Raw genomic sequence first — 23,489 nt, 5'->3', positions numbered from 1 at the left:
CTCCGTGCGGCGAACTCGGGCTCGGGTGCGGGCGGGAGGGCGGGAGGGTTGGTGGAGGGGGGACGGGTGGCGGACGGGGGACGGCGGAGGGACGGTGGACGTGGGGGCGGCGGGCGGTATCGGGTGGGGGGCGTGGCGGACGTGGGGGCGGGTGCGGCCGGCGGCGGATCCCTGCCGAGTGGGCGGCGGGGCGGGACGGGGCGGGGCGGGTCAGGCCACGGGTGACCGGGCGTGGTCGGGGGTGCCGCCGTGCGGGTCGGTGAAGACGCGCGGGTCGTCCCACAGCAGCTGGATGTCCCGCGCCCAGTGCCCCTCCTCGGCGTCCGCCTCCTCCCGCAGGGCCAGGACGCGGCGGGGCAGTTCGGCGGGCGGGACGCCGGACACGACCGCGTCGAGCTCGTCGAGGAACGTCTTGCCCGCGCACCCGTCGCCGCCCGCGCACGGCTCGTCCGGGCCGCCGTCGCAGCCGCCCCGGGACCACACCACCACCGGGGCGGGAGCGGTGAGCGAGGTGTCGAAGTGGGCGCGGGTGCGGGCCGCGGCCGGGGCGGCGGCGAACCCGGCCAGACAGGCGTCGGGCTTGCGCAGCCGCACCCGCAGCCGGGCCGGCTCCTCGGCGCCGCCGCACTCGACGCGGTGCACCCGTGCGCCGGGCAGCGCGTCGAGCCGGTTCCAGACGCGGGTCAGCTGGTGGCGGGCGCCGGCCCTGCGGCGCGCCTGGTCGGTGACGACGAGCGGGTACACGCAGCCGAGCGGGGTGTCGTCGTCGGGCGCGCTCGCCCACCGGTCGACGGGCAGGTCGATCCAGTCCCGGGGCAGGGCGAACGCGATCAACTCGTCCGAGCCCGGCGTCAGATGGCGGAAGGCGGCGTCGATGCGGTCCTGGACGTACGTGGACAGGCGGGCCCGCGGGACGGTGTCGGAGCCGACCGGGTGCCGCCGCCCCCCGCTGTACGCGGACACCTCGACGAGGACCTGCCCGTCGCCCGCACCACTGTGCCGGAGGTCGACGAGGATGGGCGACCACTCGGGGGCGGCGGGTGCCTCGGCGGGAGTCTCGGCGGGCGCCCGGAACGCCGCCTCGACGTGCTCCGTGAAGCGGGCGACGGTGCCGGCCGCGTCCTCGCCGTCGATCTCGCACAGCACGAACAGGGCGGCCGAGCGCAGCGAGTCGAAGCCCTCCTCGGGCGGCTCCGGGTCGAACGGGCCGGCGGCGGCCCGGTAGAGCCGTACGGGGTCGCAGTCCAGCCCCGCGCGCACGGCCCGCTCGACCAGGTCGCGCAGCCGGGCGCGGTCGGCGGTGCGGTGGTCGGAGGTGGGGACGAGACCGGTGAGGGCGGGCCAGTGGCGGGCCATGACCTCGGTGGGCATCATCCGCCCGGTGCGCACCCCCTCCGCCCCGGAGTCCGCGGTGACCATGCCGATGACCTCGCCGGTGTCGACGAGGGTGACCGCGGCACCGCTGAACCCGGGGGCGAGCGGCTGCCCGCCGGGCGCCCAGGCCTCCAGCTGGAGCCACTCCCGGCTCAGCAACTGCGGTGCGGTGATGCGGTACTCGGCGAGGGTGCCCTCGTCGTAGCCGAACGGGAACCCGTACACGACGAGCTTGCGCGGCTGCCGGGCGTGCGCCGCGTCGACGGGCGCGAGCGCGGCCGGCGCGATCCGGACCTCCTCCGCCAGTTCCAGTACGGCGAGGTCGCCGGGGTCGGTGGGGGAGCCGGCCCAGCCGCCGTCGGCGACGACCCGCGCCGGGACGGGGGCGGAGCCGGGCCGCTCGGTGAAGGTCACCGCCAACGCGTCCGCGGGGCCCTCGTGCACGACGTGCGCGCAGGTCAGAACCGTGCGCGGGGTCACCAGGAAGCCGGCCCCGACGACCTGGCCGGCGCATTCGATCCGGGCGTGCCACTCGGCGCTCTTCATGAGGCGGCGGACGGCTCCGGCCGGGCGGGGGCGGGTACCTGGGCGGCGGGCTCCTGCGGGGCGGGCTGCGGGGCGGCCGACGGCGACCAGGTCAGCCTCACCACGAGGTGTCCCTCCGCCGTGCCCCGGGCGATGACCGCGCCCGTCTCGGCCGCCAGCTTCACCCCGAACTCGATCTCCACGCCGTCGGGCCGCAGCGTGCCGTCCCGGAAGACCCGCAGCGCGGACTCCGCGGCCGCCCGGACGCCCTCCAGGGAGCCCTCGAAGGTCCGGGCCGCCCGGACCGCGCCGTCGCCCCGGGCCACCAGCCGCGACCCGGGCCGCGGCTCCTCGGCGGCCTCCACCGCGACCACGGCACCGTCGTCCGTCCTGAACTCCACCAGCCCTGCCACGTCGCCCCCGTCGTGCCCTCGTACCCGTCGTTCCGCTGTCGTCCGTCGTTCCGCTGTCGTCCGCTGTCGTCCGTCGTGTCGCGCCACCGCGTCGGCTTTCCGGCCTCCGGCCCTCCAGCTCCACAACGCTGCGACTTCCACAATGCCGCGGCTCTGCGGCTCTACGCACCGACATTGTTACGGACGGTACGTGAGATTGTCCTGTTCCTGGGCCTCCGTGCCGTCGCGGGCGATGGAATCCGGCCACTTCACGGGCCGTCCGTCCGGATCACGCCCAGTTCCGCCAGGTCCTGCGGGCGGATGCGGAGCCGGTCGGCCGTCGCCTCGGCCTCCTCCGGGGGCCGTTTGAGGATCGCGGCGGCCGACTCCGGGGCGATGACCGAGAAGTAGCTGTCCGGCGTGGCCCAGGTGCGTCCGGGCGCGGCGAGCGCCAGCGCCCCGCCCGAACCGCCCTCGCCCACCAGGAGGGTGGTGACCGGCGTGCGCGCGGTGGCGACCGCGTCGAACAGCCCGGCGATCGCCGGACCCGCCCCCTGGCGTTCCGCCTCGGCGTCGTTGGCGGCGCCCGGGGTGTCCACCAGGGTCAGCACCGGGATGCCGAGCCGGTCCGCGAGCCGGATGAGCCGGGTGGCGGTGCGGTACCCGGCGGGCCGGGTCGCGGCTCCGGTCTGGGCGGCGTACGCCACCGTGCGGCCCGCGTGCTCGCCGAAGCCGCAGAGCACGCCGTCCGGGTCGGTGCCGCCGCAGCGGTCGCCGGAGATCTCGACGCGGTGGGTGAAGTAGGCGTCCAGGTAGTGCGCGGCGCGCGGGCGCCGGGGTGAGCGGGCGCGGCGGACGGCGTCCCCTCCGGACGCCGGCAGGTCCCTCGCCCCGAGCGGCGGCGGCACCGGCGCCGGCTCGTCCGACGGCCGGGTCAGCAGCCGCAGCCACCGCCCCAGCGTCTCCCGCAGCCGTTCCGGCGCCACGACCGCGTCCGCCGAGCCCGCCGCGACCTGCGCCTCCGCCGTGTAGGCCGCCGGGTCGGCGTCCGGGGGCCGCACCCGCGAGCCCGCGAAGCCGACCTGGGCGCCCGGCAGCGCGAGGACCACGTCGGCACCGGCGCCCAGGGTGGCCCAGCCGCCGCCGGTCGTCGGGTCCCGCACCACCGCGACCTGCGGCAGACCGGCCGCCCGGGTGAGCGCCGACTGCCGGGCCACGCGCTGGAGCTGGGTGAGGGCGAGCATGCCCTCCTGCATCCGGCTGCCGCCGGTGGCGATCAGCGGGACGACCGGGAGCCGGTGTTCCCGGGCGTACGCGTGGGCCGCCTCCAGCCGGTCCCCGGTGCGCTCGCCGAGCGAGCCGCCGAGGAAGCCGAACTCGAACGCGATCAGCACGGCCGGGGTTCCCCCGACGCGCGCCGTACCGCAGACCACGGACTCCGACTCACCGGTGCGCTCGGCGGCCCGGGCCCGGGAGGCGTCGTAGCCCGGCCAGGCGAGGGGGCCGTCGGGCGCCGGCCGCCGCTCGCCGTGCGGGATCTCGGTGAACGCGTCGGAGACCAGGGCGACGGCCTCCCGCGCGCCGGGGCGCGGGACCCCGCTCACGAGGCCAGCGCCCGCTTCATGATCTTCCCCATGTCGTTGCGGGGCAGCGCGTCGAGGTACCGCACCACCCGGGGCCGCTTGTGCGGGGCGAGCCGGCGGGCGACATGGCCGGCCAGTTCGTCGGCGCCCGGCGGCGCCTGGGGGTCCACCGGCACCACCCAGGCCACGATCCGCTCCCCGAGATCCGCGTCCGGCTCCCCGGTGACGGCGGCCTCGCGCACCCCGGGGTGTTCCAGCAGCGCGTTCTCGATCTCCCCGGCGCCGATCTTGTAGCCGCCGCTCTTGATCAGGTCCGTGGCCTTGCGCCCCACGATCCGGACGTACCCGTCGGGCTCGCGCACGGCCATGTCGCCGGTCCGGAACCAGCCGTCGGCGGTGAAGGCGGCCGCGGTCGCGTCGGGCCGGTTGAGGTACTCGGTGAACAGGTTCGGCCCCCGCACCTGGATCTCGCCCACGGTCTCCCCGTCGTACGCGGCGATCGGCGTCCCGTCGTCCTCCACCAGCCGCAGCTCCACACCCGGCAGGGGCACGCCCACCGTCCCCGCGCGGGGTTCGCCGTCCGCCCGCACGCTGGTGTTCATGAGCGTCTCGGTCATGCCGTACCGCTCGATCACCCGCTGCCCGGTCGCCGCCGTGATCCGTTCGTGGTCGTGCACCGGCAGCGCGGCGGAACCGGAGACCAGCAGCCGGGCCCGGCCGAGCGCCCCGGCCAGCGCGGGGTCGCCGGGGAGCGCCTCGGCGATGCGGTGGTACATCGTCGGCACCCCGAAGAGCATGGTCGCGCCGTCGTTCAGCTCGCGCGTCACGCCCTCGGTCCCGAACCGCCCCAGGTGCCGTACGGAGCCGCCGCGGCGCAGCGGACCCAGGACGCCCAGCACCAGCCCGTGCACATGGAACAGCGGCAGCCCGTGCACCAGCACGTCGTCCCCGGTCCACCGCCAGGCGTCGGCGAGGGCGTCCAGGGTAGCGGCGATCGCCCGGCGCGGGATGACCGCGCCCTTGGGCGGGCCGGTGGTGCCGGAGGTGTAGACGACCAGGGCGGGGTCACCGTCGTCGGCGTCGGCGTCACCGAAGCCGGGGCGCGCTCCACCGGCCGCCCCGCCGGCCCGCACGTCGACGTCGACCCGCTCGAACCCCTTGAGCGCGTCGGGCAGTTCGTCGCCGGGGGCGGCCAGCACCAGGGCCGGCGCGCTGTCGCCGAGGATGTGCCCGAGCTCCCGCTCCCCGGACTTCGGGTTCAGCGGCACGGCCGCGGCCCCGGCGAGCAGCACGCCCACGACGGCGACGGCGGTCTCCAGCGACGGTGTCGCCCACACGGCGACCCGGCGCGCGCCCGCCAGACGCCCGCCGACGGCGCCGGCCGCCGCCGCGAGCTCCGCGTACGTCAGGGATCGGGCGCCGAAGCGCAGGGCGACCTGGCCGGACGGCTGCTCCGTCACGGCCGGGAAGAGAGAGGACACGCGGTGCTCCTTCGGGAAGACGGACGCCGGGGACCGGCGCCGGGGCGGCCGACGCCGGAGGGCCGACGTCGCTGCCGTCAGGATCGTCCATACCCCGGAGCGGGTGTCATCCGGTGCCGCCGGAGCCCGATGTGATCTACGCCGCCTCCACCACGTCGGCAACGGCACACCGCACGTCGTCCGGCCCGCAGGCGCCGTTCGCGGCCGCCACCAGGGCCCGGACCGTCGCGTCCGCCACCAGGGCCCGGACCGCCGCGTCCGGGTCCGGCTCCGAGGCGGGCGGTTCGCGGGCCTCACCGGAGGTGAAGGTCGAACGGGTTGCCGTGGTCGTGCGGCCTGCGGTTAGCCTGCCCGGACACCCGCCGCACCGGAGGAGCCCGCCGTGCCCCGCATCGCCCTCGTCACCTACGACCCCCGCCCGGAGCCCAGCAGGGACAGCGACCTTCCCGTCCTGCTGCGGGCGCTGACGGACGCCGGGGCCGAGGCGGAGGCCGTGCACTGGGACGACGAGGACGCCGACTGGGCCTCCTACGACCTCGCCGTCATCCGCTCGACCTGGGACTACAGCTGGCGGGCGGACGAGTTCACGGCGTGGGCGGAGCGCTGCGCCAAGGCGACGCGGCTGTTGAACCCGGTCGGCGTCGTGCGCTGGAACGCCGACAAGCGCTACCTCGGCGACCTCGCGGCGGCCGGGGTGCCCGTCGTCCCCACCCGCTACCTGGCGCCCGGGGACGCCGGGGACGCCGGGGACACCGAGGACGGTTTCGGTCTCCCGGCCGACCACGAGTACGTGATCAAGCCCACCTCGGGGGCGGGCGCCCGCTACGCTGCCCGCCACACCCCCGACCGGCACGACACCGCCGTACGGCACCTCGCCCGGCTGCACGAGGAGGGGTTGACGGCGATGGTGCAGCCGTACGTGCGGTCCATAGACACCGGGGGAGAGCGGGCCCTCCAGTTCTTCGGCGGGCGGCTGCTGCACGCCAGCCGCAAGCGGGCCGTCCTGGCCCCCGGCACCGCCTTCGACGAGGACAAGGTCGCCCACCCCGGGCTGGAGCCGTGGACCCCGACCCCGGCCGAACTCGCCGTGGCCGAGCGGGCGCTGGCGGCCGTCCCCGAAGCGCCCGAGCTGCTGTACGCCCGCGTCGACCTCGTGACGGGGGACGACGGGGAGCCGCTGGTGATGGAACTGGAACTGGTCGAGCCGAACCTCTTCCTGTTCCTGCACCCGGAGTCGGTGCCCCGCGTCGCGGAGGCGATCCTGGCGGCCGCAGCCGGCTGACCGCCGGCCGGCCGCGCGTGGGTCCCCGCCGATCGCCCCCCGCCTGCGTCCCGGCCGGCCGGTCCTGCCCGTGTACCTGCCGGCCGTCGGCCTCCCGGGCGCCCCTCGCCGGTCCCCTGTCCGGCTCCCCGCCTCGCCCCGCTACCCCTGTACCGCCGTCCGCTGCAACAGACCCCATGTGAACTCGGCGGCGACCTCACGGCGTACGCCCCGGCGGTCCGGGGCGGTGAAGGACAGGCCCCAGCGGGTGGGGGCCGAGCCCTCCAGGGGGCGGGCGGGGGCGAAGGCGCGGGCGGCCTCGTCGACCGTGCACGACCAGGGGGTGAGATCGTCGAGGGTGCGCAGGACCGGCGGCTCGGCTCCGGGGGCGCGGACCAGCCACTCGTTCCAGACGGCGCCGCCCGGGGCGGTGAGCACCTCGAAGCGCAGGTCGGGCCAGAGCGGGAGCGGCCAGAGCCAGGCCTCGCAGTCGAGGTCGCCGATCCGGCGGGGCGTCCTCGACTCGGGCTCGCCCAGCACCGAGCGGTACCGGGAGAGCGAGCCACGGGCGCGCGGCGACCGCACCATCGCCTGCCACCGCTTGTTGGCCTCCCGCATGTCCGCCAGGGAGACGCCCAGCCCGCGCCGGGCGTCCTCCACCAGGTCCGGGTTGTGGTCGGCCATCCGGCGCAGCAGCACCAGCTGGAAGTCGAGACGGGTGAACGGGCCGGCGGGGCGCTTCTCGGACGGCATGGCTCCCATCGTCGCCCATACACGCACCCTCCGCGGGCCGTCCGAGGGCCGTGCGGGCGTCGCCCGCAGGGTCCGTGGGCCGTCGTCAGGTACTTCCCGTCGGGTGCGCCCCTCCCGACCATTGCCCGCCGCGTCGCTGTGTGACTAGCCTGTGTTCGTCATGCCGATCGCCTGTTGAAATCTCGAACAGGCACCTGAGTCGACTTAGGGAGGGGGCCGGTCGTGGGACGACTCGTACCTGCCGTGACCCGAGCTCTCGACATTCTCGAGCTCTTCCTCGACGGGGACGGGACACTCTCCGCCCCCGACATCGTGCGCAGGCTGCAACTGCCGCGCACCACCGTGCACGAACTGGTGACCACGCTCGCCGCCCGGTCGTACATCGTCCCCGTGCCCGGACAGCCCGGACGCTACCGCCTCGGTGTACGCCCGTACCAGCTCGGCAGCCGGTACGCCGAGCAGCTCGACCTGGCCGCCGAGGGCCAGCAGGTGGCCCGCACCGTCGCCGAGACCTGCGACGAGACGGTCCACGTGGCCATCCTCGAAGGCGCGGACGTCATCTACATCGCCAAGGTCGACTCCACGCACGCCGTGCGCATGGTGTCCGCGGCCGGCCGCCGTCTCCCGGCCCACTGCACCTCCGTCGGCAAGATGCTGCTGGCCTCCCTCCCCGAGCCGGAGCTGGCCGCCCGTATCCCCGACGACGCCGACCTCGTCGCCATGACGCCCAACAGCATCACCGACCCGGGCGCCCTGCGCGAGGCCCTGGCGGAGATCCGCGAGCGGGGCGTCGCGGTGGAGCGCCGTGAGTCCAACCCCGACGTCAGCTGTGTGGCGGCCCCGGTCCGCGACCGCACCGGCCGCGTCGTCGCCGCCCTGTCCATCTCCGTCCCCATGATCCGCTGGAGCGACGAGCGCCGCGACGAACTGGAGCAGCTCGCCGCCAAGGGCGCCGCCGAGCTGTCCGAGCTCCTGGGCTACCGGAGCGTGGCATGACGACGACCCGCACGACGGCGTACGAGGTGGCGGTCCGGGCCGAGGCCACCCTCGGCGAGGGGCCGACCTGGGACGCGGCGGCCGGCCGGCTGCTCTGGCTGGACATCCTGGGCGCGCGCCTGCACACCTACGACCCCGCCACCGGCCGGCGCACGGTCCGGGTCGTCGACCAGCACGTCGGCGCGGCCAAGCCCCGCGCGGGCGGCGGACTGGTCCTCAACCTCCGGGACGGCGTGGCCCTGCTGGACGCCGACGGCGAGGGCCTGCGCTGGCTCCACCACGAGCCGGTCCCCGGCCGCCGCGCCAACGACGCCGCCGTCGCCCCCGACGGCTCCCTGTGGGCCGGCACCATGCGCTACGACGAGGCGCCCGGCGGCGGCACCCTCTCCCGTCTCACCGGGGACGGCCCGGCCGAGGTGGTCCTGGACGACGTGACCGTCAGCAACGGCACGGGCTGGAGCCCCGACGGCCGCCTCATGTACTACATCGACTCCCCGACCCGCCGCGTCGACGTCTTCGACCACGTGGACGGCCGGGTCTCCGGCCGCCGCCCGTTCGTCGAGATCGAGGACGGCGCCGGCTTCCCCGACGGCCTGACGGTCGACGCGGAGGGGTGCGTGTGGGTGGCGCTCTGGGACGGCGCGGCGGTGCGCCGCTACACGCCGGCGGGCGTACTGGACCGGGTCGTCGAGCTGCCGACCCCGCGCGTCACGGCGTGCGCCTTCGGCGGGGCCGGCCTGACCGACCTGTACATCACGACGGCCCGGGTGGGCCTGGACGCCCCGCACCCGGTGGCCGGCTCCCTGCTGGTGGTCCCGGGAGCGGGCCGGGGCGTGGCCCAGCCGGCGTTCGACGGCTGAGCACCGGCGCGCCGGGCGTCGATCCGGAGGGCCGGAGGGGGGTGGGGCCGAGCGGCCCCACCCCCCTCCGCCTACTCCAGTCCCGCCCGCTTCCTCTCGTCCCCCGTCAACGGCGGCCCGCTCAGCGCCGGCCGCAGCGGCCCCACCAGCGCCGCCGCCACGACCGACGGAGCCAGCAGCACCTCCGGGCCCCGCTCCAGCGACGTCACGTCCGTCACCCGCCGGGCGATCCGGCCGTTGCCCGTCGCCGTGTACATCAGCCGGTCCACGTACGCGGCCACCATCCGGTCCCGCAGGGTCGGCCCGCCCTCCGTCGCCCCGGGGTAGAACACGTCCTGCCCGATCGCCAGCTGCCACGCCGCGCCGACCGGCTTCGCCACCGCCTTCTGCACCCGGCGGGACAGCCCCGCCGACCCCCACCCGTGACGCCGCGTCATCTCCCGCAGCAGCAGCGCGCTCTGGGCGGCCACCGCCAGCCCGTGACCGTAGATGGGGTTCAGCGCGGCGAGCGCGTCGCCTACGACGGTGAAGTTCTCGGGCCAGGCCGGCATCCGCTCGTAGAAGTGCCGGCGGTTGACGGTCGTCCGGGTGAAGGACACCTCGGTCAGCGGCTCGGCCTGTTCCAGCAGACGCCCGATGAGGGGGTGCCGCAGCTCCTCGCGGGCGAAGCGGACGAAGTCGTCCTCGTCGGCGGAGGGTTCGCCGCCGCGGGTGCCGGCCAAGGTGACGATCCACCGGCCGTCCTCGATGGGCAGGAGGAACCCCGACCGTCCCGGCCCGGCGGCCCGCGGGTCCAACTGGACGTTGACGACGGGGAATCCGGAGCGGGCGTGCTCGGGCGCGCGGTAGAGCCGGCTGGCGTACGCCAGGCCGGCGTCGATCTCGCGCCGTTCGGCGGCGGGCAGGCCGAGGGCCGTCAGCCAGTGGGAGGCGCGGGAGGCGCGGCCGGTGGCGTCGACGACCAGGCCGGCCGGGAGGACCCGTTCGCCCTCGCCGGGCACCCGCACCCGCACCCCCGTGACGGCCGCCGCGCCGCCCTCCAGCCCCACCGCCTCCGCCCCCGCGAGCACCTCGATCCGGCGGTCGGCGAGGACGCGCGCGCGGAGGGTCGCGTCCAGCAGGTCCCGCCCGGCCAGGATCACGTGATGGGACTCGGCCCAGCGCCGGAACCAGCCCTGCGGGGACAGCCCGACGATGTCCGTGGTGACCGGCGCCCGGCGCGCCCCGGCCTCCCGCAGCGTGTCGGTGATCCCGGGCAGCAGGGCCTCCACGGCCCGTACCCCGCCCGACCACAGCATGTGGGCGTGGCGCGCCTGCGGCAGCCCCTTGCGGGGCGCGGGCCCCTCGGGCAGCACGTCGCGCTCGACGACGACCACCCGGTCGGCGAACCCGGCCAGGGCACGCGCCGCGAGCATGCCGGTATGGGATCCCCCGAGGACGACGGCGGTTCTTGCGGGGGCGGACGGTTCAGTCATGCGTGGACACGCTCTCTGCCGGGGCGGCCGCGCGGGCGCGTACCGCGGTGATCTCGTCGGGGCGGCGCAGGATGTCGGACACGGCCTGGATCTCCCGCAGCAGGTAGGTGGTGTCCGGCTCGGACGAGAACGCCGGCCCCGACGCGCCTCCCACCCCGTCCGGCCCCGCCCGACCGGCCGCACCGGACGCCCCGGACGCCCCGGCGCCACGGGGCGTACCGGCGGAGGGCCCGGCGCCACCGGGCGTACCGGCGGAGGCACCGGGCGTACCGGACGCGGCCGTCGCGCCCGTCGTACCGGCCGCGCCCGTCGTACCGGCCGCGCCCGTCGCTCCGGACGCACGGGACGCGCCGGCCGCGGAGGAACCGGCGGAGGGCCCGGACGGCCCGGACGCGCCGGGTGTACCGGAGGCGGCGGACGCATCCGACGCATCCGACGAGCCCGTCGCTCCGGACGCACGGGACGCGCCGGCCGCGGAGGGACCGGCGGAGGGCCCGGAGGCACCGGACGCGCCGGGTGTACCGGAGGCGGCGGACGCATCCGACGCATCCGACGAGCCCGTCGCTCCTGACGCACGGGACGCGCCGGCCGCGGAGGAACCGGCAGACGGCCCGGACGGCCCGGACGCGCCGAGCGCACTGGACGTACCGGAGGCACCGGGCGCACCGGGCGCCCCGGAGGCGGCGGACGCATACGACGCCCGTGCCCCGCCCGACGCCCGTACCCCACCCGACGTCCGTGCCCTCCCCAACGGCCCGGCCCCGCCCGACGTCAGAGCCCCGCCCGACGCGAGAGCCCCGCCCGACGTCACAGCCCCGCCCGACAACCCTGCCGCGCCCGCCCCCGGCGCCCCCACCCCCGCCGCGCCCCCGCCCGAGGCCCCCGAGGCCCCCGACGCATCCTCACCCCGCCCCCCGGAGTACCCCCCACCGCCCCCCGCCTCTCCGTCCGTGACGGCGTCCAGGATGGTCACGGCGGCGGCGAGGGCCCGCGCCCGGTGCTGGTCGTGGCCGAGGGCGAGGGCCGCTGCGTGGGCCCGGCGGCGCAGGTCCTCGTCGAGGTGGCGGGAGAGTTGCAGGAGCGCGTCGCGGATGAACGTCTCGCGGCGGATCAGGCGCAGTTCCGGGGTCGCGCGCAGCGCGAAGGGCTCCCGGCCCCCGTTGACCGTCCGCATCAGCCGGGAGAGCGGCTTCAGGCTCCGGTGCCGGCGGCGGACCAGCCAGCGTTCCTGGAGGTACTGGCCGGCGTGCGGGACGATGAAGCCGACCGCGACCAGGGTGGCGGCGATGCAGGCGGCCGACGGCGCCACGTTGGTGTTGAGCCAGTCCAGGTCGTGCCCGGTCCAGCGGGCGGCCACGGCCGTCAGCTTGGCCGCGCTGAACAGCAGGTTCGTGGCGTAGCCGACGCCCAGGAACCGCAGGCCCCAGCGCAGCCAGGCGTCGAGGCCGTCGGTGCGGATCCAGTTCCAGATGAGCCGGGCGGTGATGGAGCAGGCCACGGTGTGCGCGACCAGGTAGAGCAGGATCTCCTCGCGCATGAACGGCGTGGTGGCGTAGTACGTGTCGAGGTCGCGGATCTGCTCCACGGGCACGTCGGCGAGCGCGAACAGCACCCACAGCGCGGCGACCACGGCCGCGTAGACCGAGACCACCCACCGGGTGGCGCGGCGGGTCTGCGGCGAGCGCTCGGTGCCGCCGTTGCGCCAGGCGATGATCAGCAGCAGCCAGGACGCGGAGAGCGCGGTGAGCAGGGAGTACACCCAGGGCGCCGCGATGTTCGGTACGCCGGTGACCCGGTTGGTCCAGGCGATGGTGCCGGGTGCCGCGAAGACGAACACCGCGCAGGCGAACACCAGCAGGCCGCCGACGGCCCGCAGCAGCGGGTCCCGCCACAGTTTGAGGATGCTGGGCAGTTTGATCGCCAGGGCGGCGGTCAGGACGACGGTGGGCAGCCAGAAGGAGACGTACACGCCGCTGAGCAGGTTGCCCGCCAGCGGGGAGGTCCCCGGCCCGGCGAGCCCCGCGGCCCCCGTCACCGCGCGGTACCCCCGCGCCCGCGGTAGCCCAGGGTCCGCTGGACCGGATCGGGGGGCGTGCTGCGGGCCCGTCCGGACAGGTACGGCCGGAGGGCGGCCGCGAGCCGGTGTCCGAAGGCGTCGGCCTCGGCCTCGTCGTCCTGGCGGGAGCCGTCGCGGGCGGCGACGGCCAGGGCGACGTCGTCCCAGCCGGGCCGTCCGGCCAGCGCGTGCGCGGCGGCCGCGCCCACGCCGTGGTGGTGGTGCCGGTGGCCGGCGTGCAGATGCCACAACTCATGGCCGAGGATGACCAGTTGCTGGACGTCCTCGGCGCGTTCCTCGACGATGACCAGGTCGAAGTCGTGGAACTCCACGCACAGCCCGGTCACGTCGAACTCGTCGGGGAACCGTTCGAAGCGCAGTTCCACGGGCCGGCCGCCACGCAGCGCCGCCATCGCCTCGCACAGGGCCCGGGACACCTCCCGCACTCCGGCCGGGGGGCGGGGCCGCGCCCGCAGCGCCGCGGAGAGGCCGCCGGCCAGTTCGCGCATGGCCGGGCCGGTCCTGGCGCGGCGCAGCGCCGAGGTGATCCGGGCCGCCCTGCCGCGGGTGCCCGACCTGTCCATCCGGTCCCCTCTCCCACCGCCCCGCGGCGGCCTGTTCGAGCCTACGCGGCCGGATGTGTCCGCGTCACGCGATGCCGTTCACAGGTTCTCCTCCGGCACGGGCCGGAGTTCTTCTCCGGCACCGGCCGGACGGAAAGCGCTGTCGGGGCGGGCCGGAAGTCCGTCCCGGAAGTCGTGTCAGAACCATTGACGCGCGGCCGCATCGAACCTACGGTCCCGTTCGAAGTTACGAGCGCTATTCGACATGCCGAACGACAGGGGCAAGGTATGGGACAACCTGGCCTGAACCGCAGGCAGCTTCTGGCTGCCGTGGGAGGACTGACCGTCGCTGGAAGCTTCGGCTTCGCCGCACTGGGCACAGGAGCCGACGCACTCGCCGCCGGTTCTCAGACCCGGGTGCGGTACTGGAACCTCTTCAGCGGCGGTGACGGATACAACATGATCGCGATGCTGGACTCCTTCCGCGAGGAGCACCCGGGCATCGCGGTGAAGGACTCCACGCTCCAGTGGGGCAGCCCCTTCTACACCAAGCTGGCCATGGCGGCGGCGGGCAACCGCGCACCCGACCTCGGTGTCATGCACCTGGGCAGGGTGACCGGCTTCTCGCCCGGCCGCCTCCTCGACCCCTTCGACGTGGACCTCCTCGCCAAGTACGGCGTGCGGGAGGCGGACTTCAACCCCGAGCTGTGGAAGCGGGCCGTCATCGACGGCAAGCTCTACGCCCTGCCGCTCGACATCCACGTCCAGCTCTGTTACTACCGCAAGGACGTGCTGAAGAAGGCGGGCCTGCTCGGTGCCGACGGGCGCATGGTGCCCGTGACGTCGGTCGACGAGTGGTTCGACGTCCTGAAGGAGGCCAAGAAGGCCACGAAGAAGGGCCTCCAGACCATCGGCCTGTGGCACAACGACCAGAACTTCCAGTGGTGGTTCTTCGTCGCCTTCTACACCCAGCTCGGCGGCACCTGGTTCAACGACGCCAACACCGAGGTCACCTTCGACACCGACAAGGCCACCCAGGTCCTGGAGTTCCTGCGCCGGCACATCACCGACGGCTACGCCAACCCGGCCTACGGGGGCGGCGCGGGCGCCGAACAGTTCGTCAACGGCGCCCCCTTCGCCTGGGAGGGCAACTGGTCGGTGCCGGTCTTCGACGCCGCGAAGGTCGAGTACGGCGCGACCCCGCTGCCGCCCGTCTTCGGCACGCAGGCCACGCACGCCGAGTCGCACTCCTTCGTGCTGCCGCACCAGGCGGAGCGCGGCGGTGCCGCCGACGAAGGCGCCCACCGGCTCGCCGCCTACGTGGTCAAGCACGCCCGGCAGTGGGCCGCCGGCGGCCACATCCCCGCCTACACGCCCACCCTGTCCACGGCCGCGTACCAGAAGCTGGAGCCGCAGAACGAGTACGTCTCGGCCATGGACCACCAGGCCACCGAGCCGAAGGTGTGGTTCGCCGGCTCCACCGGCATCCTCGCCCAGCGCGTCGGCCCGATCGTCGTCTCCTCGACGGTGGGCTCCGCCAAGCCGGACGCGGTCGCCCGCCGGATGAAGAGCACGCTCACCGAACTGCTCGCCTCGAAGAACCCCATGGACGGCAGGACCGCCGCGCAGGGAGGTGCGGTCGCATGACGACGACCAGCGCAGAGACCGTCATCGCACCGGCCCGCGCCAAGGCCGCCGTGCCGAGTGCCGCCGTCCGCCGCAAGCAGGGCTTCCAGCACGGCGCCTGGTTCGTCGCCCCGTTCCTGGTCCTGTTCGCCCTCTTCGTGATCTGGCCGCTGCTGCGCGGCGTCTACCTCAGCTTCACGGACGCCAACATCTCCGGTGACGGCGCGAGCTTCATCGGCCTCGACAACTACCGCGAGGCCCTCCAGGACGAGCTGATGTGGGACGCGCTCGGCCACAGCGTGTACTTCACGCTCCTGGTCGTGCCCTGCATCACCGTGATGGCCTTCCTGCTCGCGATGCTCGCCCACCACATCGAGCGCGGCAAGTGGCTGTGGCGGCTGTGCTTCTTCGCCCCGTTCCTGCTGCCCTCCACCGTCGCGGGCAACCTGTGGCAGTGGCTGTTCAACCCCGGCACCGGCATGATCAACTACGTCTTCGGCCTGGAGACGCCCTGGCTGACCGACAAGTCGTACGCCATGCTCGCCATCGTCATCACCACCCTGTGGTGGACGGTCGGCTTCAGCTTCCTGCTCTACCTCGCCGCCCTCCAGGGCATCCCCGGCCACCTCTACGAGGCGGCCAAGCTGGACGGCGCGAACGCCTGGCACCGCATGGTGCACATCACGCTGCCGATGCTGCGCAACATCACCGGCCTCGTCATCGCCCTCCAGATCCTCGCCTCGCTCCAGGTCTTCGACCAGGCCGTCGTGATGCTGGACTTCGGGCCCGGCCCGGAGAACTCGACCAGGACCTTCGTGCAGTACACCCTCGAAGAGGGCTTCACCAGCTACCGCGTGGGCTACGCCTCCGCCATCTCCATCATCTTCTTCGTGATCATCGCGGCCGTCGCCCTCGCGCGGATGTGGCTGCTGCGCAACCGTGAGGAGGGCGGCCGATGAGCACCGCCGCACAGACCCGCGTCAAGCCCCGCAGCGCCTGGCCCGCCAGCCAGATCGTGCTCACCCTCCTCGGCGTCCTCGTCTCCGCGGTCTTCCTCGCCCCCCTCGCCTGGGCGCTGTTCACCTCGCTCAAGTCGGAGACCGAGGCCGTCGAGGTGCCGACGCACTGGCTGCCGAAGGAGTGGACGGGCCAGGCCTGGTCGGCGATCTTCGAGTCCGGCAACATCACCAACTGGTTCGTGAACTCGCTCGTCGTCTCGGTGTGCGTGACCGCCGTCGTGCTGACCGTGGCCGCGCTCGCCGGATACGGCTTCGCCCGCACCGAGTTCCGCGGCAAGAACGTCCTGCTGGGCGTGGTCATGGCCGGCCTGATGGTCTCCCCGGCCGTCCTCGGCGTCCCGCTGTTCACCACGGTCCAGCAGATGGGCATGGTCGACACCTACTGGGGCATGATCCTGCCGCAGTGCGCGCCCGCCGCGATGGTCTTCATCCTCTACAAGTTCTTCCAGGGCGTCCCGCGCGAACTGGAGGAGGCCGCGTTCATCGACGGCGCGGGCCGCTGGCGGGTCTTCTTCACCATCGTCCTGCCGCTCGCCCGGCCCTCGCTCGCCGCGGTCGGCATCTTCACGTTCATCGCGTCGTGGAACAACTTCCTGTGGCCGTACATGGTCACCAACAACCCCGACCTGATGACCATGCCGAACGGCATCGCGACCGTCATGAACTCCTACGGCATCCAGTGGGCCCAGCTCATGGCCGGCGGCCTGATGGCGGGCCTGCCCCTGATCATCGTCTTCGTCTTCTTCCAGCGGCAGATCGTGACGGGTGTCGCCCACACCGGTCTGGCCGGCCAGTAACCCTTTCGAGGAGAGCCTGAGTTGAAGCGCTTCAGACTCGCCGCGCTGCTCGCCGCCGCAGCCGTGGCCCTGCTCCCGGGCACCGCCCGGGCGGACGCCGGCTACCCCGACCCCCGGCCGATCACCGGCCAGGAGATCATCCACGACCCCACCGTCTCCCACCTGAAGTCCGGCCAGTACGTGGCCTACTCCACCGGCGGGATCATCGGCGCCCGCCTGTCGGACGACGGCACGCAGTGGGACGACGCGGGCAACGCCTTCGCCGAGCCCCCGAGCTGGTGGTACGAGTACAACGACACCGGCGACCCCTGGGCCCCCGACCTCTCCTACCGCGCGGGCCGCTACTGGCTCTACTACGCGGTCTCCTCCTGGGGCACCAACCACTCCGCGATCGGCGTGGCCACCTCCCCGAGCGGACTGCCCGGCACCTGGACCGACCAGGGCAAGGTCTTCACCTCCGAGACCAGCGACACCTGGAACGCCATCGACCCCGCCCTGATCCAGGCGGACGGCAAGCTGTGGATGGCCTTCGGCTCGTACTGGACGGGCATCCGGATGGTCGAGCTCGACCCGAAGACCGGCAAGGCGGTCACCGGTACCACCGTCCACCACCTGGCGACCCGCCCCGACGCCCCGTACGCGGTGGAAGGCCCGTACGTCGTCAAGCACGGCCGCTACTACTACCTCTTCGCCTCCTACGACGCGTGCTGCTCGGGCGTGAACTCGACGTACAAGATCAAGGTCGGCCGCTCCACCTCGGTCACCGGCCCCTACGTCGACAGCACGGGCACGGCGCTCCTGGAGGGCGGGGGCGACCTGCTGCTGGAGGGCCACGGCAGGTACGTGGGGACGGGCGGCCAGTCCGTCTTCCAGGACAAGGGCGGCGACTGGCTCGCCTACCACTACTACGACGCCGAGGACGACGGCACGCCCAAGCTGGGGCTCAACAAGCTGAGCTGGCAGAAGAACGGCTGGCCGGTCGTCCGGTAGGCGACGCGCGACCACTGCCCACCCCGCAGACGGAACACAACCCCCCTCGAAAGGAAGAAATGCGCACCGCCCGTTTCACCCTCGACCCCGCCTTCACCGTCGGTGAGGTCAACCCCCGCCTGTTCGGCTCCTTCGTCGAGCACCTCGGCCGCTGCGTCTACACGGGCATCTACGAGCCCGGCCACCCCACCGCCGACGACGCCGGCCTGCGCCAGGACGTCCTGGACCTGGTCCGCGAACTCGGCGTCACGGCCATCCGCTACCCCGGCGGGAACTTCGTCTCCGGCTACAAGTGGGAGGACTCCGTCGGTCCGGTCGAGGAGCGCCCCCGCCGCCTCGACCTGGCCTGGCGCACCACGGAGACCAACCGCTTCGGCCTCTCCGAGTACATCGCCTTCCTGAAGAAGATCGGCCCCCAGGCCGAGCCCATGATGGCCGTCAACCTCGGCACCCGTGGCGTCGCCGAGGCCATCGAGCTCCAGGAGTACGCCAACCACCCCTCCGGCACGGCCCTGTCGGACCTGCGCGTCGAGCACGGCGACAAGGACCCGTTCGGCATCCGGCTGTGGTGCCTGGGCAACGAGATGGACGGCCCCTGGCAGACCGGCCACAAGACCGCCGAGGAGTACGGCCGTCTCGCCGCCGAGACCGCCCGCGCCATGCGCCAGATCGACCCGGACGTCGAACTCGTCGCCTGCGGCTCCTCCGGCCAGTCCATGGACACCTTCGCCGAGTGGGAGGCGACGGTCCTCAAGGAGACGTACGACCTGGTCGACCACATCTCCCTGCACGCCTACTACGAGCCGCACGACGGCGACGTCGACTCCTTCCTCGCCTCCGCGGTGGACATGGAGTCGTTCATCGAGAACGTCGTCGCCACCTGCGACCACGTCGGCGCCCGCCTGAAGTCCAAGAAGAAGATCAACCTCTCCTTCGACGAGTGGAACGTCTGGTACCTGTCCCGGACCGCGGCCGAGGTCAGCGCCCTGGACTGGCCCGAGGCGCCCCGCCTGCTGGAGGACAACTACAACGTCACCGACGCGGTCGTCTTCGGCTCGATGCTCATCGCCCTGCTCCGGCACGCCGACCGCGTGACCGTCGCCTGCCTCGCCCAGCTCGTCAACGTCATCGCCCCGATCATGACCGAGCCGGGCGGCCCGGCGTGGCGCCAGACGACGTTCTTCCCCTTCGCTCAGGCCTCCAAGTACGGCCGGGGCGAGGTCCTCGACGTGCGCGTGGACTCCCCGACGTACGAGACGAAGCGGTACGGCGAGGCGGACCTGCTGCACGCCACCGCCGTACGCGCCGAGGACGGCACGGTCACCGTCTTCGCCGTCAACCGGAGCCGGAGCGAGGCGCTCCCGCTGGAGGTGGCGCTCGGCGGTCTCGGGGTGACCCGGCTCGTCGAGCACAGCGTGCTCTCCGACGCCGACCCGGACGCCCGCAACACCCTCGCCGAGCCCGAGCGGGTGACCCCGCACGCGGGCGAGGGCACGGCGCTCACCGACGGGACGCTCACGGCGACGCTGGAGCCGCTGTCCTGGAACGTGATCCGGCTGGCCTAAGGCCTGTCCGTCGGATCAGGATGCGGGATGTCGGCGGTGCCCCGTCAGTGCTGGTGAGCGGGGCTGGGTGGGTTCGGATGCAAGGCGGAGGAGGGCGGCGACGCGGAGCGTCGGCAACCGACGACAACGCCGCAGGCGGGCCCACCCAGCCCCGCGTCCGCGGCCTGGTCCGCCGGACAGGCCCTACCCGGGGTGCCGGTGCGCCGCCGGCGGGCGGCGCACCGGACAATGTCCGTATGAGGATCTCGGCACGGGCGGACTACGCGGTGCGGGCGGTACTGGAGCTCGCCGTACGGCAGGGCGGCGACCCGGTGAAGGCGGAGACCGTCTCCGCCGCGCAGGGCATCCCGCACAAGTTCCTGGAGGGGATCCTCGCCGACCTGCGGCGCGGTGGGATCGTCGACAGCCGGCGCGGAGGGGGCGGCGGCTACCGGCTGGCCCGCGACCCCGGGAGCATCACCGTCGCGGACGTGATCAGGGCGGTCGACGGCCCGATCGTGTCCGTCCGCGGCGAACGCCCGACCGACCTCGCCTACACCGGCTCCGCCCGGCCCCTGCTGCCGCTGTGGATCGCCCTGCGCGCCAATGTCCGCCAGATCCTGGAGGGCGTCACGATCGCCGACATCGCGGCGGACGCCCTCCCGGACCCCGTACGGGCCCTCGCGGCGGAACCGGCGGCCTGGGAGAACCCCTGAGCCGGCCGGGCGGACCCCGTCAGCGGCGGGCGGCGGTGCGCTTCGGCGGCGCGATGCGCACCCGTGTCTCCACGGGGGCGCTCTCCAGGTCGTCGAGCTGCGCGACGATCGTGGCGCGCAGCTCGTCGTAGTCCTCGAAGGTGTGGTCGTTGAACAGCGTGTAGCCGGTCCACATCAGGTTGGCGCACACCCGTGCCGGGACCCGGCCGGTCCGGGCGCCCATGCCGACCAGCGCCACCGACCCGATGCTGCCCGGCGCCCGGTCGTTCTGCCGGTGGATCGCCTGGAACGCGGCGGCGCACGCCAGGGCCACGTTCAGCGTCTCGCTCACGTTCTGCGAGGACGTCTCCATCGTCGGCGTGGAGATCAGGAACCGCGGGTTGACCGCCCCGGACGGCACGCACACCGCGCTGCCCACCGGCAGCAGCCCTCCCTCGAACCCGTCGCGGATCGCCCGCTGCACGCGCAGCTGGATGCCCGCCCCGAGATGCCGCTTGACGACCTGGTCGACCCCGCCGTCCATCCGGCCCCGCGAGTTGGTCGGGCTGACCCAGGCGTCGGCCTCCTGGTCGAGGAGCGAACCCTTGCGGATCTCGATCCCGGGGGTGTCGGCGAACGCCGCCCGCCAGGCCTCCACCACCTCCGTGTTGACGTCGGTCAACACGACCTTGAGCGGCGCCTGCTCGCGGTTCACGGTCATAGTGCACTCCCACGTGAGAATCGGTCCATCCACCGCTTCCGGACGCTACCGCCCCCCACTGACAACGCGGTTGGCGCGGGCCGGACTGTCAGACCCCGCTGTTAGCGTCCCGGCCATGATCGATGCCAACGCCCCCGCCCAGCCCGACCCGAACGACCCGCTGGGCCTCACCGGCCTGTTCCAGGGCGGCGGTGAACCGTGGCTTCCGCTGCTGAAGCCGGTCATCGAGGCGCAGCCGGACGCGGCCGCGTTCATCGGCCCGGACCGCGGCCCGGACGTCGTCCCCGTCCGCGAACTGACCTTCCAGGCGCTCAAGCCGCACCCGCCGCACAAGTGGAAGGTCGTCGTCTTCGGCCAGAACCCGTATCCGCGGCCGGAGAGCGCCACCGGCATCGCCATGTTCGACAACACCTTCCACCACTGGAAGGACAGCCAGTTCGGCAGGGTCGTCAGCATCCGCTGCATCATCAAGGCGGCCGCGATGTGGAAGTACGGCATCCCCAGGAGGACGCCGGTCGCCGACCTGCGCGCGCTGCTGGAGCAGCGGGACACCGTCCAGCCGCCGGAGTGGTTCCAGGCGATGCTCACCCAGGGCGTCCTGCTGCTGAACGCGGCCCTCACCGCCGGCAGCGACAACCCGCGCGGAGCCGACCCGCACACCGCGTTCTGGCGTCCGGTCGCCGAGCGGATCGTCGAGGAGATCCTCAAGGCCAAGCAGGACGCCGACGAGGAGGACCGGGGGGTCGTCTTCGCCTGGTGGGGGGCTCACGCGCGCGCCCTGAAGAAGGTCGTCCTCCGGCTCCAGGAGAAGTACCCCGACGTCGAGGTCCGGCACATCGACCACCCCAACCCCGCCGCGCAGGGCGACGTCTTCTGCGAGGGCGACCATTTCGCGACGGTCAACGACGCCCTCGCCTCGCTCGGCGCGGACGGGATCGACTGGCTGCCGAGCCGGGGATGGGACCGGCACGCGGCGCAGGCCGGCGGCGGGGCGGGCGGCGACACCGCCGAGCGCATGGGCGCGTTCATCGCGTCCACCATGGAACTGCACCAGCTGTATCTGGAGCGGCTCGCCGGCGTCAAGGACGAGGGGCTCGTCCTCGACGCGATCACCGGCGTGTCCGACACCCCGCTCATGGACTTCCGCGACGCCGTCTCCCCGGTCGCCGGACTGCTGGCGCAGCTCGACCGGCACGTCCGGCGGTCGCACGAGTTCGGCAAGCGGCGGGCCGACGAGGCGGCCGGTGACCTGTCCGCCGACGCGATCGCCGCCCTCCACCTGTACACCTGCGAGTCCGCGTTCTACCGGGAGATCAACTCCGTCCTGCGCGCCCCCGACCGGTCGAAGGTCGTCCCGTACCTGCCCTACCTGCGGCTGCTGTTCTCGGCGGTGTCGCGACTGCCCGCCCGTACCCGGCCGCTGTGGCGCGGGGTGCCGCTGGACCTGCGGGCGCAGTACCCCCTCGGGCGGACGGTGACCTGGTGGGGCGTCTCGTCCTGCACGTCCGAGCGCGGCGTGGCGCGGGCGTTCCTCGGCAGCCGCGGCAAGCGGACGCTTTTCGAGGTGCAGCCCCGGCGGGCCGTCGGCATCCGCGACTTCTCCGCGTTCACGGGCGAGGAGGAGTTCATCCTGCTGCCGGGGACGCGGCTGAAGGTGGTGGGGGTGACGACCGAGCGCGGCGGTCTGTGCACCGTGAAGCTGGCCGAGTCGGAGGAGCTGCCCCTGGTGTCCTGACCCTGCCTCGGGTCCGCCGGCCGGACCGGCCGTGCGTCACCGCGCACCTGGTGACGCACGGCCGGCGGCGGTGGGGAGGTCAGCTCGACTCGACGCCGAGCGTCAGGGTCGCCGCGTACCCGGCGGAGGTGGTGCTGCCCAGCGCGGTGAGCGTGAGGAGCCCCGACGCGGCGCCTCCGTCGTCGTAGATGGAGTCCTGGGCGAGGGTGGTGCGGGTGACCGTGTTCGTCGAGTACGGCGAGACCGTCCCGACCTTGGCCGTGATCGTCTCGTCGAAGAACAGCTGGCCGGTGTGGATCTCCTGGCCGCCGGTGAAGGAGCCGTCCGAGGTCAGGGTGACGTTCGTGTGGACCTTGATGTGGATGTGCACGCAGCGGCCCCGGTACCAGCCCGGGTAGATCGAGGTGATGGAGGCGACGCCGCTGGAGTTCGTCAGGACTCCGCCGCGCAGGAAGGTGCCGCTGTCCGGTTCGCTGTGGCCGTTGTTGCCGACGAAGCCGGAGTACTCGCCGAGGGCGTCGGAGTGCCAGATCTCGACGAGGGCGTTGCTCAGGGGGACGCAGGTGTCGTCGTCGACGACCGTGAGCGTCAGCTTGAGCGGGATGCCCGCCTTGCCTTCGGTGATGTCGGCGCGGACGTACTGTCCGTCGAGGTAGTAGGGGCCTTCGGTCATCTCCTTGGTGAGGGTGCAGACGGCCGCGGCCGCCACGGGGGCGGCGGCAGCGGCGTCGGCGGCCGGGGTGCCGGCGGCGGGGGCGTCGGTCGCGGCGACGGCGCCGACGGCCAGGGTCGCGGCCGTGGCGCCGGTGGCGATCAGCACGGTGCGGCGGCCGAGGGACTGGGGGGTCTCGGTGTGCGCGTCCTGACGCGCATCTGTGGTGTCTGTCATGGGCACGGCACCGTAGGAGCGGTTCCTGTCCGAGGACTGTCAATTTGGCAAAGTGACCGACCGTCAAGTCCCATGCAGGACAAGGGGAGTGACGCGGTCCGCTCCGGGGACCGGACGAGGCTCCGGTGGTGCTCCGAAAACTTCCGGGACTGCG

The 23,489-nt window shown here is 74.0% G+C and carries 19 protein-coding genes and 1 pseudogene; 10 read left to right on the top strand and 10 right to left on the bottom strand.

Annotation, left to right across the window (positions count from 1 at the left end):
- Positions 1–210: 210 nt before the first annotated feature.
- From ACFYWQ_RS02500 to ACFYWQ_RS02485, 4 genes are all read right to left on the bottom strand, one after another.
- Positions 211–1,920: a trypsin-like peptidase domain-containing protein gene (locus ACFYWQ_RS02500; protein WP_389512038.1), complete on the bottom strand. Its 1,710-nt coding sequence runs from the start codon at positions 1,918–1,920 to the stop codon at positions 211–213.
- Complete coding sequence (locus ACFYWQ_RS02495) at positions 1,917–2,312, bottom strand: CU044_2847 family protein (protein ID WP_389512036.1); 396 nt, start codon at positions 2,310–2,312, stop codon at positions 1,917–1,919. Before ACFYWQ_RS02495 ends, ACFYWQ_RS02500 begins: the two co-directional genes overlap by 4 nt.
- A gap of 248 nt (positions 2,313–2,560) precedes the next feature.
- On the bottom strand, positions 2,561–3,895 hold the full coding sequence (locus ACFYWQ_RS02490; RefSeq protein WP_389512034.1) for a carboxyl transferase domain-containing protein: 1,335 nt from the start codon (positions 3,893–3,895) through the stop codon (positions 2,561–2,563).
- Positions 3,892–5,355, bottom strand: a complete 1,464-nt coding sequence (locus ACFYWQ_RS02485; protein WP_389512032.1) for an acyl-CoA synthetase — start codon at positions 5,353–5,355, stop codon at positions 3,892–3,894. The genes ACFYWQ_RS02490 and ACFYWQ_RS02485 overlap by 4 nt, the downstream gene beginning before the upstream one ends.
- 382 nt (positions 5,356–5,737) lie before the next feature.
- Here ACFYWQ_RS02485 and ACFYWQ_RS02480 point away from each other — a divergent pair, with 382 nt between their 5' ends.
- Positions 5,738–6,637, top strand: coding sequence for a RimK family alpha-L-glutamate ligase (locus tag ACFYWQ_RS02480; RefSeq protein WP_389512030.1), 900 nt, complete (start codon positions 5,738–5,740; stop codon positions 6,635–6,637).
- A gap of 141 nt (positions 6,638–6,778) precedes the next feature.
- Here ACFYWQ_RS02480 and ACFYWQ_RS02475 read toward each other — a convergent pair whose 3' ends face one another.
- Positions 6,779–7,378 carry a hypothetical protein gene (locus tag ACFYWQ_RS02475; RefSeq protein ID WP_389512028.1) on the bottom strand — a complete coding sequence of 200 codons (600 nt, stop codon included), beginning with the start codon at positions 7,376–7,378 and terminating at the stop codon, positions 6,779–6,781.
- A gap of 213 nt (positions 7,379–7,591) precedes the next feature.
- On the opposite strand from ACFYWQ_RS02475, the gene ACFYWQ_RS02470 reads away from it, so the two are divergent.
- Positions 7,592–8,365 carry an IclR family transcriptional regulator gene (locus ACFYWQ_RS02470; protein ID WP_389512026.1) on the top strand — a complete coding sequence of 258 codons (774 nt, stop codon included), beginning with the start codon at positions 7,592–7,594 and terminating at the stop codon, positions 8,363–8,365.
- Positions 8,362–9,225: an SMP-30/gluconolactonase/LRE family protein gene (locus ACFYWQ_RS02465; RefSeq protein WP_389512024.1), complete on the top strand. Its 864-nt coding sequence runs from the start codon at positions 8,362–8,364 to the stop codon at positions 9,223–9,225. Before ACFYWQ_RS02470 ends, ACFYWQ_RS02465 begins: the two co-directional genes overlap by 4 nt.
- Before the next feature lie 71 nt (positions 9,226–9,296).
- On the opposite strand, the gene ACFYWQ_RS02460 is transcribed toward ACFYWQ_RS02465, so the two are convergent.
- The 3 genes and pseudogenes from ACFYWQ_RS02460 to ACFYWQ_RS02450 form a co-directional block, all read right to left on the bottom strand.
- Positions 9,297–10,640 (bottom strand): NAD(P)/FAD-dependent oxidoreductase, encoded by a 1,344-nt coding sequence (locus ACFYWQ_RS02460; protein WP_389512022.1) that lies wholly within the window; start codon positions 10,638–10,640, stop codon positions 9,297–9,299.
- Between the two features lie 1,000 nt (positions 10,641–11,640).
- Positions 11,641–12,681, bottom strand: a pseudogene (locus ACFYWQ_RS02455) (MAB_1171c family putative transporter); the annotation flags it as partial.
- Between the two features lie 50 nt (positions 12,682–12,731).
- A complete protein-coding gene (locus ACFYWQ_RS02450) occupies positions 12,732–13,340 on the bottom strand; it encodes a toxin-antitoxin system, toxin component family protein (protein ID WP_389512021.1) in 609 nt (202 codons plus the stop codon).
- A 267-nt stretch (positions 13,341–13,607) separates the two neighbouring features.
- Between ACFYWQ_RS02450 and ACFYWQ_RS02445 the strand changes: the two genes are divergently transcribed.
- The 6 genes from ACFYWQ_RS02445 to ACFYWQ_RS02420 all read left to right on the top strand — a co-directional run bounded on the left by ACFYWQ_RS02445 (position 13,608) and on the right by ACFYWQ_RS02420 (position 20,011).
- Positions 13,608–14,966, top strand: a complete 1,359-nt coding sequence (locus ACFYWQ_RS02445; protein ID WP_389512020.1) for an extracellular solute-binding protein — start codon at positions 13,608–13,610, stop codon at positions 14,964–14,966.
- Positions 14,963–15,904 (top strand): carbohydrate ABC transporter permease, encoded by a 942-nt coding sequence (locus ACFYWQ_RS02440; protein WP_389512019.1) that lies wholly within the window; start codon positions 14,963–14,965, stop codon positions 15,902–15,904. Before ACFYWQ_RS02445 ends, ACFYWQ_RS02440 begins: the two co-directional genes overlap by 4 nt.
- Entirely contained in the window at positions 15,901–16,761 is an 861-nt protein-coding gene (locus ACFYWQ_RS02435; RefSeq protein ID WP_389512017.1) for a carbohydrate ABC transporter permease, read from the top strand. Before ACFYWQ_RS02440 ends, ACFYWQ_RS02435 begins: the two co-directional genes overlap by 4 nt.
- 21 nt (positions 16,762–16,782) lie before the next feature.
- Complete coding sequence (locus ACFYWQ_RS02430; RefSeq protein WP_389512016.1) at positions 16,783–17,751, top strand: arabinan endo-1,5-alpha-L-arabinosidase; 969 nt, start codon at positions 16,783–16,785, stop codon at positions 17,749–17,751.
- A gap of 59 nt (positions 17,752–17,810) precedes the next feature.
- The gene (locus tag ACFYWQ_RS02425) at positions 17,811–19,316 is read left to right on the top strand and encodes an alpha-N-arabinofuranosidase (RefSeq protein WP_389512014.1); all 1,506 of its coding nucleotides are present in this window, start codon (positions 17,811–17,813) and stop codon (positions 19,314–19,316) included.
- A gap of 236 nt (positions 19,317–19,552) precedes the next feature.
- Positions 19,553–20,011 carry an RrF2 family transcriptional regulator gene (locus ACFYWQ_RS02420; RefSeq protein ID WP_389512012.1) on the top strand — a complete coding sequence of 153 codons (459 nt, stop codon included), beginning with the start codon at positions 19,553–19,555 and terminating at the stop codon, positions 20,009–20,011.
- A 19-nt stretch (positions 20,012–20,030) separates the two neighbouring features.
- On the opposite strand, the gene ACFYWQ_RS02415 is transcribed toward ACFYWQ_RS02420, so the two are convergent.
- Entirely contained in the window at positions 20,031–20,711 is a 681-nt protein-coding gene (locus ACFYWQ_RS02415; protein WP_389512010.1) for a macro domain-containing protein, read from the bottom strand.
- Positions 20,712–20,826: 115 nt separating this feature from the next.
- Here ACFYWQ_RS02415 and ACFYWQ_RS02410 point away from each other — a divergent pair, with 115 nt between their 5' ends.
- A complete protein-coding gene (locus tag ACFYWQ_RS02410; protein WP_389512008.1) occupies positions 20,827–22,446 on the top strand; it encodes an ADP-ribosyltransferase domain-containing protein in 1,620 nt (539 codons plus the stop codon).
- A 79-nt stretch (positions 22,447–22,525) separates the two neighbouring features.
- On the opposite strand, the gene ACFYWQ_RS02405 is transcribed toward ACFYWQ_RS02410, so the two are convergent.
- A complete protein-coding gene (locus ACFYWQ_RS02405) occupies positions 22,526–23,335 on the bottom strand; it encodes an intradiol ring-cleavage dioxygenase (RefSeq protein WP_389512006.1) in 810 nt (269 codons plus the stop codon).
- Positions 23,336–23,489: the final 154 nt, after the last annotated feature.

It is taken from the genome of Streptomyces sp. NPDC003247, assembly GCF_042888135.1.
In the GTDB taxonomy this organism is placed as follows: Bacteria; Actinomycetota; Actinomycetes; order Streptomycetales; family Streptomycetaceae; genus Streptomyces.
This window is presented reverse-complemented; position numbering and strand designations above follow the sequence as displayed.